16 protein-coding genes are annotated in these 13834 nt (G+C 69.8%); 8 read left to right on the forward strand and 8 right to left on the reverse strand.

Going from position 1 to position 13834, the window contains the following annotated elements; genetic code table 11:
* The first annotated feature begins 3 nt into the window (after nucleotides 1–3).
* The 5 genes from ABZ635_RS22675 (at nucleotide 4) to ABZ635_RS22695 (ending at nucleotide 5472) form a co-directional block, all read left to right on the forward strand.
* Nucleotides 4–2196: a hypothetical protein gene (locus ABZ635_RS22675; protein ID WP_357768622.1), complete on the forward strand. Its 2193-nt coding sequence runs from the start codon at nucleotides 4–6 to the stop codon at nucleotides 2194–2196.
* A gap of 203 nt (nucleotides 2197–2399) precedes the next feature.
* Nucleotides 2400–2933, forward strand: a complete 534-nt coding sequence (locus ABZ635_RS22680) for a hypothetical protein (protein WP_357768624.1) — start codon at nucleotides 2400–2402, stop codon at nucleotides 2931–2933.
* Between the two features lie 151 nt (nucleotides 2934–3084).
* Nucleotides 3085–3384 (forward strand): hypothetical protein, encoded by a 300-nt coding sequence (locus ABZ635_RS22685; RefSeq protein ID WP_357768625.1) that lies wholly within the window; start codon nucleotides 3085–3087, stop codon nucleotides 3382–3384.
* 85 nt (nucleotides 3385–3469) lie between these two features.
* On the forward strand, nucleotides 3470–4081 hold the full coding sequence (locus tag ABZ635_RS22690) for a hypothetical protein (RefSeq protein WP_357768627.1): 612 nt from the start codon (nucleotides 3470–3472) through the stop codon (nucleotides 4079–4081).
* Nucleotides 4082–4623: 542 nt separating this feature from the next.
* Nucleotides 4624–5472, forward strand: a complete 849-nt coding sequence (locus tag ABZ635_RS22695; protein WP_357768629.1) for a hypothetical protein — start codon at nucleotides 4624–4626, stop codon at nucleotides 5470–5472.
* Here ABZ635_RS22695 and ABZ635_RS22700 read toward each other — a convergent pair.
* The gene (locus ABZ635_RS22700; protein ID WP_357768631.1) at nucleotides 5464–5760 is read right to left on the reverse strand and encodes a hypothetical protein; all 297 of its coding nucleotides are present in this window, start codon (nucleotides 5758–5760) and stop codon (nucleotides 5464–5466) included. The two genes, ABZ635_RS22695 and ABZ635_RS22700, sit on opposite strands and share 9 nt — an antisense overlap.
* Before the next feature lie 91 nt (nucleotides 5761–5851).
* Complete coding sequence (locus ABZ635_RS22705; RefSeq protein ID WP_357768633.1) at nucleotides 5852–6538, reverse strand: hypothetical protein; 687 nt, start codon at nucleotides 6536–6538, stop codon at nucleotides 5852–5854.
* 12 nt (nucleotides 6539–6550) lie between these two features.
* Between ABZ635_RS22705 and ABZ635_RS22710 the strand changes: the two genes are divergently transcribed.
* On the forward strand, nucleotides 6551–6910 hold the full coding sequence (locus ABZ635_RS22710) for a tyrosine-type recombinase/integrase (protein ID WP_357768635.1): 360 nt from the start codon (nucleotides 6551–6553) through the stop codon (nucleotides 6908–6910).
* 284 nt (nucleotides 6911–7194) lie between these two features.
* Here the strand turns inward: ABZ635_RS22710 and ABZ635_RS22715 are convergent, their stop codons facing one another.
* The 5 genes from ABZ635_RS22715 to ABZ635_RS22735 form a co-directional block, all read right to left on the reverse strand.
* Nucleotides 7195–7344 (reverse strand): hypothetical protein, encoded by a 150-nt coding sequence (locus tag ABZ635_RS22715; RefSeq protein ID WP_357768637.1) that lies wholly within the window; start codon nucleotides 7342–7344, stop codon nucleotides 7195–7197.
* A gap of 188 nt (nucleotides 7345–7532) precedes the next feature.
* Nucleotides 7533–8411, reverse strand: a complete 879-nt coding sequence (locus ABZ635_RS22720) for a hypothetical protein (RefSeq protein ID WP_357768639.1) — start codon at nucleotides 8409–8411, stop codon at nucleotides 7533–7535.
* Complete coding sequence (locus tag ABZ635_RS22725) at nucleotides 8408–8668, reverse strand: hypothetical protein (RefSeq protein ID WP_357768641.1); 261 nt, start codon at nucleotides 8666–8668, stop codon at nucleotides 8408–8410. The genes ABZ635_RS22720 and ABZ635_RS22725 overlap by 4 nt, the downstream gene beginning before the upstream one ends.
* 73 nt (nucleotides 8669–8741) lie before the next feature.
* Nucleotides 8742–9071 carry a hypothetical protein gene (locus tag ABZ635_RS22730; RefSeq protein ID WP_357768643.1) on the reverse strand — a complete coding sequence of 110 codons (330 nt, stop codon included), beginning with the start codon at nucleotides 9069–9071 and terminating at the stop codon, nucleotides 8742–8744.
* Nucleotides 9072–9222: 151 nt separating this feature from the next.
* On the reverse strand, nucleotides 9223–10425 hold the full coding sequence (locus tag ABZ635_RS22735; RefSeq protein ID WP_357768645.1) for a transposase: 1203 nt from the start codon (nucleotides 10423–10425) through the stop codon (nucleotides 9223–9225).
* Nucleotides 10426–10577: 152 nt separating this feature from the next.
* Between ABZ635_RS22735 and ABZ635_RS22740 the strand changes: the two genes are divergently transcribed.
* Together ABZ635_RS22740 and ABZ635_RS22745 are read left to right on the forward strand one after the other, a co-directional pair.
* Nucleotides 10578–11735 carry a ParA family protein gene (locus ABZ635_RS22740; protein WP_357768647.1) on the forward strand — a complete coding sequence of 386 codons (1158 nt, stop codon included), beginning with the start codon at nucleotides 10578–10580 and terminating at the stop codon, nucleotides 11733–11735.
* Nucleotides 11732–12685: a ParB/RepB/Spo0J family partition protein gene (locus ABZ635_RS22745; RefSeq protein WP_357768649.1), complete on the forward strand. Its 954-nt coding sequence runs from the start codon at nucleotides 11732–11734 to the stop codon at nucleotides 12683–12685. Before ABZ635_RS22740 ends, ABZ635_RS22745 begins: the two co-directional genes overlap by 4 nt.
* Before the next feature lie 96 nt (nucleotides 12686–12781).
* Here ABZ635_RS22745 and ABZ635_RS22750 read toward each other — a convergent pair whose 3' ends face one another.
* A complete protein-coding gene (locus tag ABZ635_RS22750; RefSeq protein WP_357768651.1) occupies nucleotides 12782–13291 on the reverse strand; it encodes a hypothetical protein in 510 nt (169 codons plus the stop codon).
* Nucleotides 13292–13834 lie beyond the last annotated feature (543 nt).

Genomic DNA, 13834 nt, shown 5'->3' on the forward strand with positions numbered 1-13834 from the left:
GTCGTGGCCAAGAAGAACAAGAAACAGAAGACCCCCGCCCCGGCCCCGGTCCTGGGTGCGCTAGCACCCACCCCCTCTCCCGGGCAGGAGAAGACCTCCCGTCAGCTCAAGGCCGAGGGGGCCGCGGCCATCATCAAGGCGGGGTGGCGGGCCGTCGTCCATCCCGGCGAGGGTTCGCTGCGCCGCCACATGGCGGCGCAGTTCTACCCGTGGAAGGTCGGCGCGACCGTGCTCGCCGCCGGGCTGCTCGCCTCTCAGGTCGCGCAGGTCTCGGCCACCCACGCGATGCTCGCGGCACTGGCCACCGGCGCCGGCGCCTACATGGCGCTGCGGCTGTTGCGCACCCTCAAGGCCCGCCAACGTCAGGCCACCCGGCTCGCCGCCGAGTGGGCCGAGATCGACCCGGCGCACGCCCGGGTGTGCGTGGCGGCGGCCGGGGTGTGGCTGATCGCGGTCATCCTCATCCAGCCCGCGAACCTGACCGCCTGGTGGTGGGCCGGGCTGGTCGGGCTGCTGGCCCTGCTCGCCCTCGGGTCGCGGTTTTGGGCCCACCACCGCGTCCCCCGCGTCCTGGCCGCGGCGGCCGAGGCCGGACCCACCCCGCCTCCGCCGCCGGGCGAACACCCGGTGGCACGCAAGTGGCGCACCCGCGTGGCCACCACCACCGGGTGCCTGCCCGGCACCAAGCTCACGGACCTGGTCGACGAACCCTACGGGGCGCGCGGCCAGCTGCACCTGGTGCCGGGCAAGCAGACCATTTCCTCGGTCCGCTCGGCCGCCGGCTACATCGCCACCGCCCTGGGCGTCTCCGAGGCCGACGTGCTCATCGAGCAGGTGGAGCCCACCGAGGACGACCCCAAGCCCGACTCCTCGATCCTGGACATCAAGATCGTCACCGTCGGGATGCTCACCAAGAAAGTTCCCCTGGAGGGCGACCGCCTGGTGGTGGACGGCGCGGACGTGTCCATCCGGATGGGTCCCTACGCCGACGGCGACGGAGAGGCCCTGTGGCGCCTGTACACCACCGACAGCATTTGGGGCGGGTTCGTGGCCGGGTCCACCGGCTCCGGTAAAAGCGGTCTCATCGACGCCCTGGCGCTGGGCATCTGGCAGACCCAGAACACCATCGTCATCTACCTCGACCCCAAGAACGGCGGCTCCTCACCACGGATCTTCGACCGGGCGCACTGGTCGGTGGGCAAGGACCCCAGAACCTGGGACGCGATCCTGGACGGGCTGATCGAGGTGATCGAGGCCCGGGGCCTGGAAAACAGCGCGCGGCTCAAGGTCAGCGGTTTCACGCCCACCAAGACGCGGCCGGGGATCGTCGTGATCGTCGACGAGTGCCACGTGGTCATCAACGCCGCCAACGCCGAACGCTGGGGTCGGGTCGGGCGCGAGGGGCGGGCCGCCGGGGTCCAGGCCCTCTACGCCAGCCAGATCTACGGGTTGCAGACCTTCGGCGGCGACGACGCGGTCCGCTCCTCCGCGACGGCGGGCAACACCGTCGCGCTACGCGTCTCGCGCAACCAGTCGTCGATGATCGCTGACATCCCGCTGGACCCCTCCACCCTGCCCAAGATCACCGGCGTCGGTTTGGTCGACGCCGGCAGGGAGGTCGCGTTCAAGGCCGCGTGGGCCCCCTCAGAGGTCACGGCCGCGCAGATGGACGCCGCCCTGGAGCACGCGCCCCAGGAGCTGGACCCGCTCGCGGCCGGCGCGTTCGACGCCGGGTCGGGCGGGCTCTACAGCCGCCGACACGAGATCGCCGAGCAGCAGGTCGCCAACGCCGAGGAGCGCCTGGCGGCCTACGAGGCCGGACGGGCCCCCGCAGCCCGTGCGGGCGGCGACACCGAGGTGGCCCTGCCCAACCTGGTCGAGGGAGTGGTGCCCTCGGTAGAGATCCCGGAGGTCGACCCCGCGCTGCTCACCGATGTCGACCTCGGGCTGGGCATCCTGGCCACGGTCGAGACCGACCCCGCCCAACAGCGCCTGGCCCGGTGGTCAGGCGCTGCCCGCGCGGTGCTCCAAGAGCTTCTCGCGGGCGGGGTGCTGCGCCGCAAGGAACTCGAGACACGGGTCAGGGCCTCCCAGGAGTGCTCGCGGGCCACCGTCTCGCGGGCCCTGGACGACCTGGCCGAGGCCGGGGAAATCGAGGCCCTGCCCAACCGGCGAGGCTGGCAGCTCGCCGTCTAGTCACCCACTGTCACCGCCAGGTCGGGTGAGACACCAGCGCGGATGTCTCACCCGACCTATCCGCCTTTGTGTGCTTTCACCCGATTTTTGGGTGAGACAAACCCCGCCCCGACCCCCTGAACCCGGGGCCGGCCACCAGCGCGAGACAACGAGACAACCCGCCCCACCCCCGGGGCCCCTCACCCAACGTAAGGAGAAACCCCATGTCGAGTGGGATCGTGTTCGCCGCCCTGCTGGCCGGTCACTGGATCGCGGACTACTGGGTCCAGACCGACCACCAGGCCACCCGCAAGGGCGACACCGACAACGCCGGACGCCGGGCATGCGCCGCCCACGCGGGCGGGGTGCTGCTGTCACAACTCCTGGCCCTGCTCCTGGTGGCGCTGTCCACCGACCTCGGAGCGCTGGGCGCCGTCCAGCTCGCCGCCGGACTCGCGGTGAACACCGTGACGCACTACTGGGCCGACCGCCGCCAGACCCTGGAGGGCCTGGCCACCGCACTGGGCAAGGGTGGCTTCTACGCCCGGGGCGGCGCCCCGCATCTGGACCAGGCCTGGCACATGGGGTGGCTGCTGCCCACCGCGTTGATCATCTGCGCCCCCACCGCGCCCTGGGCGCTGGCCGCGACGGGGGTGTGCGTGGCCGTGCTGGCCTTCCTTGATCAGATCTCGCGGATCGGGTGTCAGGCCCGGCACCGCCATGGCGCCCCCACCGTGGTGCTCTACCACCGCAGCTGACAAGGACCCACGGCCGTGATCCGAGCGACCCACCCCGACCGGGTCCAGGAGGACGTCCTCGAACCGGACCAGACCCAACTCGATCAGCTCACCCTGTTCTGAAACCACCGCCCGCCCCGGAGGGTCGGGCCCCACCCCTGGAGAACGAGACGTGAACACCTCCCACGCCCGCGCTGAGATCGAGGTCGCCCAGGGCGACCTGATGATCGGGGAACTGGTCCTGGTGGAGACCCACCGCTCCACCGTCACCGGCCGCGTCGCCGAGGTCGGCGACCACTCGATCTGGCTGTACGACCACGACAGCGAGGACACCGACCACGACCGGCAATGGCGCTCTTCCCGCCGGTCCGTGACCGGTCTGGAGCTGGTGGACCCGCCCACCGGGTGGACCTACGCCGAGGTTGCTCAGGCCGTGGGCCGCCCGCAGGGCCGGGCGGCGGTTGTCCGGTGAGCTCGCCTTGCCCGTTCTGCGAGATCGCCTCCGGCCGGGCCCTGCCCTGGCCCCAACACTGAACACCAGCACCTTGGAGGAACAGATGAGCACCACGACGATGTCCCCGGCCCAGACCGTGCGCACCCACCCAGCGGTACACCGCGCCCACGAGGAACTGCACCGCGCTCTGGAGGGCGCCAGCGACCCCCAGGTGCGCACCGTCCTGGAACGGATCGCCGACGCGCTGCGCACCGACCCCACCCTGGCCCTGGACCGCGAATACCAGCGCACCCTGGACCTGATCATGGAGCTGCGCCGCCAGCTCGGCTCGCTGACCCGCAAGGCCGCCCGGGCCGCCGAGCGCGCCGCGTTGCTGGCCGACCCCGACCTGGACCAGGCCGAACGTGCGGCCAGGATCAACCAGCTGGGCAGGGTCCACCCGGGCGTCATCGAGGAGGAAGCTGAGGTGCGCGAGCGCCTGGAGCACAAGGCCGACGAGTTGGCTGGCCGGGCCCGGCCGGATTGGGACGCCCCCGAGCGCCTGGCCGCGCTGGCCCGCACGCTGCTGCCCTGCGGTGAGGACGTCCAGCGCGAGGCCGCCCGACTCCGGTCCCGCATGCGAGCCGCGGCCGCGCTGGCCCCCGACGACCCCCAGGTGCGCCAGCTCCTGGACCTGGCCGAGCAGATGCACGTCGTCGGCCAGGGCCTGCGCTGAGAGACCCAGCCCCGAACCCCACGGGTGCCCACCAGAGGGTGGGCGCCCGTCTCGAGATTCGCTGAACACCGCCCCCGGCCGTGCGCCGGGGGCGGTGGTGGTGTTCATCCCTCCAAGCAGGACCTGTCCAGTGTGGAGATGGTCCACGGCAAGATCGCCTGCGCGCACGGCCAGCCACAGGGAGCCCCGGCGAGCGGAGGCCCCCCGCCCCCGCAGTGCCCGAAATGGGGGGTGTGGGGGGCGTCTGTGAGGCGCGGGAGGGCTGTACGGCCCCCAGACGCACGCTCCCGCCTACACCCCCCGCCCGCGTGTGGCTGGTCCTAAAATCCTCCGTCCGGCCGGGAGAGTGCGCCTGAGAGATCCGATTTTCTGACCCGATCGCCCGCCCCCGCCGCAGAACGCGGCGGGGGCTTTTTTGTGCCCTCTTGGCGAGACGCAGCGTCTCGTGGAGTCGCTGACTTCCGATAACGTTCGATTATCGGAAGTCAGAACAGCGTCAAGCTTAGCTTGACACTTTGAATCGTCAAGCTAAGCTTGACGCCATGAGTCGCACCCGCACCCCCCAGGCCCTACGCAAGCTCGCCGCCGAGATCTCCGACGCCTACGACTGCCGCGTCAACGCCGAACACGAAGGGGGCGGCTCCTGGCTGATCCAGTGGACCGACGGACCCACCCCCACCCAGATGCGCACCCGCGCCGAACGGGCCGCCCCCGGTGCCACGGTGGAGCTGCGCCGCTCCCACAGCCCGCGCGCCTGGACCCTGGCCGGACTGCGCGCCACCCTGGCCGGAGACCTCGACCGGTTCCGCGCCAGCGGCGCCGCCCTGGCCGCGCGGGCCGAACACCGCCTGGAGACCACCGAGGCCCCCGACCGGACCGCCGACGGCGAGGAGCTGCTGGACGCCCTGGCCCAGCGCCACCTGGAACGCACCGAAGGCGGCACCGCTGCCTACGAGGAGCTCCTCCTGGAGCCCCTGGCCCGGGAGGGGGTGGCCCCGCTCCTCATCCCCCGGCAGGGCAAGTTCGACGGCACGGACCCGCTGATCATGAGCCCGGCCCAGCACCTGACCCACCACTACGCACGCGGCGAGGACGCCTTCGCCTGGACCCACCGCCTGCGCACCCTGCCCGCCCCCGACCTGGTGGCCGCCGCCCAGGCCGACGCCGACCTCGACCTCGTCGGGCGCCTGGCCGTACTCGGCCTGCTCGAGGACATGCGCAGGCTGTGGGAGACCACCGAAGCCGCGGCGTTCGCCGCCGCCCGCGAGGCCACCGCCCCGGGCGGGGCGGCCTCCTGGACCCAGATCGGTGCGGTGCTCGGGATCAGCCGCCAGGGCGCCCAGGACCGCGGCAAGCGCCGCGCCGCCGGAGGACCGTCAAGACTAGCTTGACAATGTGCTCGGCGGGTCGGGAAACCCCGCTCCCCGCCACTGCCACAGGTGCGAGGTGAGCAGCTCGCGCACGGTGAGGGAGGACCCGGGCACGACGTCGGTCCAGGTGTCCATCAGCCAGTCCACGAACGCGGTCGCGCTGGGCGCGGGCAGGTACTGCTCCGCCCAGGCAAACGCCTGGTCGTAGGTGAGCAGCCGGTCCTCGTCGACGTCCGCGAAGGAGTCGAGGAGGGAGTCCGCGAAGGGCGGGGAAGCCGCCGCAGCGGAGGCGGAAGTGCTGGTCGTCATGGCCCCATCCTCTCCGAAGCACGCTCTCCGCAGGTGAGCTACTCACCGGTTACTTGTCCTGTTGCCGGGGGTGAGCAGTCGGAAGGGTTGATCAGCCGCTGACCGTGCGCAGAAAGTGATCGGCGTCTTCCGGCTCGCCGAGTCGGCCCAACTCCAGCCAGGAACCGTCGGCGAACGCGAGCCGGAAGGTGGCGTACCCGCGCGGCTGGCCCGCCTCACCGTCGATCCGGGCTTGGTCGAGGGTGAACTCCGTGACGGTCCGGAAATCGTTGGCCTTGGTCGGCGACAGCCGACGGCGAGGGGACGCTGCCACGCAGATGCGGTCGCGGGTCAGCATGACCAGGCGCTTAGGGCTGGGCGAGTACCCATACCAACGCAGCAGCAGCTGGCCCGCGGTCAGGTTCCAGTCCCCGTCGAAGACCCCGTTGGTCGGGTCCTGCCCGCGATCCCTCTCACGAGAGCGGCCACGGCCGGAACGCTGTGTGTCGGGTGGACACGGCTGTCCGGTCTGACCATCACGGCTCCGTCCCGACAGCCGTTGGTCAAGTCGACGGCCGAGACTCTCCAGCAAGATCATCGGTACGACCACGAAGAAGAACACCACAGCTCCGGCGTACCACAACCAGTGGTGGCGCGATTTCAGGCGTCCTTTGCCTGCAGCACGGTGAACGTCCTTGGGCGGTGAGGGGATGGGCTTGTGGATCTCACACCAGACCAAGGCCACGGGTTCCTCGCCCAGGATCTTCCGCGCCCGCCGCTGCACCTTGCCCTTCGCCATGCCAAGATCCTAGTGCTGCACCACCGCCGGGCGGCCCGCAGTGGTGCGCGAACACCTGGCCTGCGCCAGCGCACCCTGCTCAGGTTCCTGCGCACCGTGGCCCGCGACGCCTCGGGGCGGGACCGGGCCATCTGCCACCTGACCTACTACGCCGGCCTGCGGGTGGCGGAGATTGTTGCCCTGGACGTCTCCGACCTCCGCCTCTCCGCGAGGAAGGGGAGCGCGCGGGTACGCGGCAAGGACCGCACCGTCCCCCTGCACGCCCAGGTGCGCACCACCCTGGAAGGGCTCCTGGACGATCTCGGCCGCCCGCGTTCGGGGCCGCTGATTCAACCGCGACGGCGCCGGTCTGTCCACCCGGGGTCCCGGTAGTTCTCGCGGAAAATCCAACGGTTGGCGTTCGGCCCCAGACCCGACCCGCTTCCCGTGACACTCGGTGACTTCCGGGCCGGACACGAGCCGAAGCCGTCCAATGGGTGCCCTCATCGCATCACCGCGACGTCTTCGCTGGTCATAAGGTAGACCAATCCGCCGGTTCGGAGTGGTCTACCTTCCCCGTGTGGTTCATGCCCTTATGTCGGCTTCTGGCTTCCGGTAATGGTGGGGTAGCAGTAGCGAGAACCCTGGAGCCAAGCCGGGCCTCCCCGGAAGTGTCGTCACTCCGGGTGAAGCTCTTCCTCCAACGCTTCCAGGGCTTCCGCGAACGACCGCAACGCGTCGGGACGGGTGTCGCCTTGGGAAGCGAGCTCGGGGTTCGTGGAGTGCACGACGTACCCGCCGTCTTCAAAGATCAGGGTGATGTGCATGCCCTGATTCAAACAGGCTGCGGTCGGGGGAAGGCGGGAAAGCAAAAACCCCACCCGAAGGTGGGGTTTCATCCCCGCGTGCGCGGGGCTTCGACCTGTCTTGAGAGCGAAGAACTCCCATCGAACCGGTCCATCCCCGCATGCGCGGGGAGCAGTGAGACCACAATAGCGCGAGAGCACCGGTTCTGTCAGCGGCGCCAGACGTTGACCTTCTCCGTGGCCAGCATCGGAGCCCCGTCCGGGCCCTTGACGTAGGCGGGGATCCACGTCTGACGGCGCAGGCTCCGCTCGGGACCGTAGGGCTGGTTACGCCAGTGACCCGAGACCACGAACCGGTGCCGGTATCGGCGCTGCTTGTTCTCCCCGCCGTCCTCGCCCTCCTGGCCGGAGGGGACGAACTGGCGGCGCAGGTCCACCAGCACCACCTCGGGGTCAGGGCGGCCCTGGCGGGCGTAGGCCCGGCGCACACTGCGCTCAGGGCGCTCATGGCGGGTGTCCACCAGCTGGGGCTGGCCCATCAGCAGCCAGGACGCGGCCAGGGCCCCCACCACCGTTGGAGGGACGGCCGGGTCGACCTCGGCCATCGACACCGGCTCCGGTCCGTCCGCCACGGTGAAGGCGTACACCGGGACCATCGGTGGGGTTTCCTCGACCACCAGGGTCAGGTCGGTGCGCGTCATCTCCCCTACCAGGCGGCGGCGGGAGAGCAGCAGCCAGACCAGGCACCCTTCCGGGTGGGGGCCCCAGGCGCAGGCCTCGACCGGGATGCTCACCCCCTGGGCGTCCAGGTGGCCCACCCCGCCCTCGAACACGATCAGCCCGCGCTCGCTGGGCCGGTCGGCGACCGACCAGCGGGCGGCGGCCAGCTGGCCGCCGGCCGAGACCGCGAGCGCGGCCATGTCGGCCGAAGCCCAGTACAGACCGCTCTCGCGCAGGTTCGCAGCCAGGCCGTCGAGCCCGGCCTGTGCCTCCTGGCCGGTACCCGAGCGCAGGGCCGAAGAGGGGCTGTCCAGGTGGCGCAGGGTCTGGTCGCGCAGCTTGGGCAGCTCGCGCGGGTGCGGGCTCACGGCTCCTCCGAGTGCAGGTCGGTGCGGGCGCCCCGGCCCGGACGGGCGGCGGCCGCGGCGCGGACCTGTTCGGCTTCGTAGAGGGCCTGGATCCGGTTGTTGGCCCCGCGCTGGTAGTCCGCGGCCTCCACCCCCCAGCGGGACAGGGTGCGCCGGGCCGAACCGGCGGAAGCGGCCCCCAGGTGCTGGGCGACCTGGCCGATGGACCACAGCTGGGGTTCCTCCCCCTGTTCGTGGGGGGTCGTAGTCTCGTTCATGGCGCGGGCTCCTTCCGCGTCGGAGCGGCCCGGCCCCGGGGCATCGGGGCCGGGCCGCTCACGGTGGTGGGGGTCAGGCGTTGTCGGGGTCGTGCTTGTCGACGATCTCGCCCAGGTCGATGTTCTGGATGATCTCGGCGATGTCCAGCTCGCCGTCCCAGTCCTGGTCCTCGGTGTAGTAGGGGCCGTAGAACTCGTCACCGGCCAGGGACACGCTGGCCGGGAGGGCGTCGTTGACGGCGGCGCGGTAGGCGTCGACCATCGCCTCGAAGCTGCCGTCGGCCTGGATGCGCTCGACCCACTCGCTGGGGCCACCGCCGACGTAGTCGGCGACGTCGGCCTCGACGGTGAGGTTGGATCCGGTGTGGTTGTACCAGCTGCCGAAGGACGTGGTGGTGGCCATGCGGAGGCTCCTTCTCCGTGGGTGGTTCGGGGCGGTTCCCCTTGCCTGAAACCAACTATGCCTCACGTGAGGCATAGTTGCAAGTGGTTTCCCCGTTCTCCTCGAAAAAACCTTCTGACCAGGGAACACGTCCCGGTTCTGGCCTTGTGCGTCACCGGGGCGAGCCCTCATCATCCAGGTGGCGCAGCGGCCGGTACCCGGCCGCGTCCAGCTTGGATAGCTCCTTGTCGACGTCGATGGAGATCTCTCCGATCAGGTTGACGCCTTCAGAGCGCGCCGGGGAGATGTGGGCCAGCACCGCGTCATCGACGTGGCGGCCCGCCGCGCGCAGTTCGGCGACCGCGAGCCCGAAGTACTCGGTGGTCCAGCAGATGATCGCGTTGGTCAACAGTGTCAGGCACAGCGCCTGCTCGCTCTGCTGTTCGTGGTGGCGGCGCCGCATCGCCCCGCCGCCGACGTGGTGCAGGTCGCGGCGCAGCCCGTGCAGGCTCTCGCCCTTGTTGAGCTGGCGGGCGATCCGGCGCTGGTACTGCTCATCGGCCAGGTAGCGGCAGGCGTAGATGGTTCGGCGCAGCGCTCCCCACTCCTTGAGGGCGGCGGCCAGGGCGTTCTGCCGCGAGCTGGCCGAGAGCTTGCCCACCAGCAGCGAGGCGGTGGAGTGCCCGTACTTGAAGGAGGCGGCCAGGCGGAGCATGTCATCCCAGTGGGTATGGATCAGCTCGGTGTTGACCCGTCCGGTCAACAAGGGCCCGGCCATGGGGTAGCGGTCGGTGTAGTCGGCCCGCGGTCCCAGGCGGTGCAGCACGATGCGGCCCAGGTCGCGGATGCGCGGGGACAGGGTGAGTCCGACCAGGTCAAACAGGGCGAAGTTGACCAGCGTCACCCCGTGGGTGTCGGTGGCGTGCTCGGTGATGGGCAGGTCGGTCTGGTTGCCCAGGATCTCGTCGAGTACGTAGTGGGCCTCGCGGTGGGTGGGCACGATGACCTTGGTGCCGTAGGTGGAGTGCTGGTCGGACACGTGCGTGTACTGGCTGATGCCCGCGTCCACGAAGTAGCGGGACAGGTGACGGGCGGTCAGCGACTTGCCCTGCATGGGGAAGCGCTGGCCGTCGGAGGAGGACAGGGTGCCCGTACCCCACACCCGGGTCATCGGCAGCCGGTGGTGGTAGTCCACCACCGCGGTGTTGGCCGCGCGCAGGGTCTCCTCACGCAGGTACCACTCGCCCGTCCAGGCCAGTTCGTCGTAGGAGATCCCCGACGCCTCAGCCATGGCGGTCAGCCCCATGTTCAGCCCGCCCGCGAGCACCACCGCCAGCAGGTTGCGGCGCAGCTGGTCGCTCTCAACGTGGAGCAACAGCACCAGGAGTAGGCCTCTCGCAAGCGAAACCCCCGCTCTGCGGGGGTTTTCTGCTGTCTCAGCCAGCGAGGGTTTTACGCGGTAAAAAGTGGGCGGCACGAGCAGGATGGGTTTCACTCCCCCCACCAGGCGTTAGTAAGGTAACGCCTATGGCATCACCAATCCCCGGCGACAGGGAGAAGGTCACCTCCAAGCTGCCCGAACAGCTACGGGCGCGAGTGAAGGTCCGCGCCGCCGAGCACCGGCTGGACATGCAGGACGTGGTGACCCAAGCACTCGACGACTGGCAAAAGTCCGGCCCCGTAGCGCCCGTCGACACTGCTGGCGCCCCGCCGTTCAGTACCTGGCTGCCGCTGGGCGCCTACGACGTCTTCAAGGCCCGCTGTGCTGACCGCGGGGTCTCCTACATCCAAGGGCTGGCGCAGGCCTTGGAACTCTGGCTCGCCGAACACCCTTCCCCACAGGAGGAGCACGTGGCACCAACGCATCCCCGGCGCAGGATCATGGCCAACCAGAAGGGCGGCGTCGGCAAGACCGCCCTCACCTCCGGCGTGGGCCAGGCCTACGCCGAAGGCACCGAGTACGGAGGCCCCGGCCAGCGCGTGCTCCTGGTCGACTTCGACCCCCAGGGACACCTGACCAACCAGTTCGGTGTGGCCCCCCTGCCCCTGGAGGCCGACAGCCTCGTCAAGCACATGACCGGTGAAGCCAAGGGCGAGCTGGGCGACCTGATCGTGCCGATCGAGGATGAACGCTTCGGTGACCGGCTGCACCTGCTGCCCTCGTGCGCGGACGGGTTCGTCCTGGACGTGAAGCTCTCCACCATCCGTGCCCGCGAGGCCGCCCTCGAGCGGGCTCTGGAGCCCCTCGAGGACGAGTTCGACGTCATCGTGATCGACTGCCCGCCCAGTCTGGGGCTGGCCATGGACAGTGCCATCTACTACGGGCGCCGCCGCCCTGAGGAGAAGGCTGGCGCCTCGGGTGTGGTGATCCCGGTGCAGGCGGAGGATTCCAGCGCCGACGCCTACACGCTGCTGACCGGGCAGATCGAGGATCTGCGTCAGGACATGCGGTTGGAGATCGACTACCTGGGGTTGGTCGTGAACATGTATGACAGCCGCCGGGGGTTCATCGCGACCTCGTCGCTGCAGGCGTGGGAGGAGATCGGTGATCCCGCGGTGATCGCGGTGGTGCCCGACCGCAAGGAACAGCGCGAGGCGGTGCGCAGCAAGCAGGGGCTGCTGGTCTATGACCCCAAGTCGGACCAGGCCGCCGCCATGCGCAAGATCGCGGGAGCCCTGTCGTGAGCAAGGCCGACAAGCTGGGCCGCTCGGCCTCCTTCGGGGCCGCCGGCCGTGCCACGAGCGCCCGCCGCCAGCTCATCTCCCAGGCCGCCGGGGACGCCCCCGCGGACCCGGCCCGGGTGCCTCTGGCTCAGCTGGTGGGCAACCCCGAGAACCCCCGCGAGAGCCTCGGTGATCTGTCAGAACTCGCGCGCAGCCTGACCGAGCACGGGCTGCTGCAGCCGCTGCATGTCATCCCCCGGCGCTCTTATGTACAGGTGCATCCTGAGCACGGGACGGCGGTGGGCGAGGCGGTCTTCGTCGTCATCAACGGCAACCGCCGTTTGGCCGCCGCGCAGCAGGCCGGCCTGGAGACCGTGGCGGTGCATGTGCGGTCTCCCCGGGGCGATGAGGACGACAGCGAGGTCACGTTGCGGGCCGCGGTCCTGGCCGAGAACATCCACCGCCAGGACCTGCACCCGTTGGAGGAGGCCCGGGAGATCAACAAGCTCCTGGGACATGGGCTGAACCGGTCACAAGCCGCTGAGCTGTTGGGCAAGTCGAATGGGTGGATCACCCAGCGACTGATCCTCCTGGATCTGCACCCGGATCTACAGCAGGCGCTGAAGGACGGGAAGGTGAAGCTCGCTCAGGCCCGGGAGCTGGGAAAGCTTCCCCTCGAGAGCCAGGTCGCCGCTCACCAGGAGCAGCAGGAGGAGTTTTACCGCGTAAAACCCTCTGCCGAAGCTCCACCGTCTTCGCAGCCGTCCCCGGAGAAGCCCGACCCGAAGAGGAGCCCTTCTCCGGGCTCCCGGAAACAGAGCTCGCCGCGGTCAGGAGACCAGCTGAAGTTGGAGCTGTCCTGGGGCGAGCCCGAGGTGCTCGCCGAGCAGCTCTACACAGAGCTGGCGGGCGGGATGGGCCCCGAGGAGCTCCACCGGTTCGCGGACGCGTTCCTGGGGCGGCTGCAGTAGGGCGGCCTGGCTCCGCAACCACATCGCGAAGACGCCGAAGGATCGCCAGGTTTTACCGCGTAAAACTCCGTCGCTTCGAGTCTTCGCCCTCGGACCTCAGCCCTCCTCCCGCAGGACCCCGGCGTCCCACATGTCAGGGCCGTGGTCACGCAGCTCCCAATCCCGCCCACCGGACTGCACATGCCACACGTCGAACCCGAGATCGTCCTCCCCGCTCGCCTCCCAGTGCGCGAGCACCCGCTCGACCCGGTGAAGGCCACCATCCCCGGAGGCCCACTCCACCACCAGGCCGTCGTGGTCCAGGACCACGGTGGCGGCCTGGTGGTGGTCGGCGCTGCGCAGCTCGAGGTCCGCGGGACCCGTGGGCATCCATCCCCGGAAGAACCAGATGTCGGCGCGCGCGGGCTCTGCGTTGGGTTCGTAGACGGCTCGGGCGCCGGGGTCGGGGTGGCCTGTGGGGACGCAGGAGCTGATCAGGTAGCCGCCCAGATCCTGTCGGGGCCCTTCGAGCTCTTCGCGGGTGACGTGGTCCAGGAGCTGCTCGCGCCAGTCGTCGGGCCCGCCGATCAGGCGGACATGGGCCGTGGAGGGGGTGGTCTCGCTCATGGGATCGAGCCTGCCACTGTCCGCAGAGGGCTGGAGGTGATTCAACCAACCGGGCCTGCCTCAGGCGCCAGCACCCAGCCCCCCCAAGGAGGCTCCAAAGCGAAAGCGTGCCGTTTTCCCTCTCGTGGTTCACGGAGAGTTAATTACGAGGGTCATTTTTTTTGAGAAAACGAACGTTAGCGACTCGAGGAAGAGCGAGAACATCTCGCCGCAGGCGAGCAACCAGGGGCTTTGGTCATGCGCAAGCGAAGCATCTGTGCAGCTCAACCGGGTTTCTCCTTGCCCCATACCACAGCACTCCAAAGGGAGATGTCGCACGGGCTTTGGCGCGACTGGGCGCGCCGCACACCCCACTCCGAAAGGGCGTATGATCGACTGCGTCTCACTGGAAACAAAGAAAAGGCCCCGGATTTCAGGCGTGAAATCCGGGGCGTGATCAAATCTGCACGTAAGACTTGACAGGAGAAGACTATGTCAACCGCGCCCGACATGCCTAGGCCCCCCAGGCATTCGGCATGGCTACGTAGTCACCTGGGCCTGGTG

Origin of the sequence: Nocardiopsis sp. NPDC007018, from assembly GCF_040635075.1 — a bacterium.
In the GTDB taxonomy this organism is placed as follows: domain Bacteria; phylum Actinomycetota; class Actinomycetes; order Streptosporangiales; family Streptosporangiaceae; genus Nocardiopsis.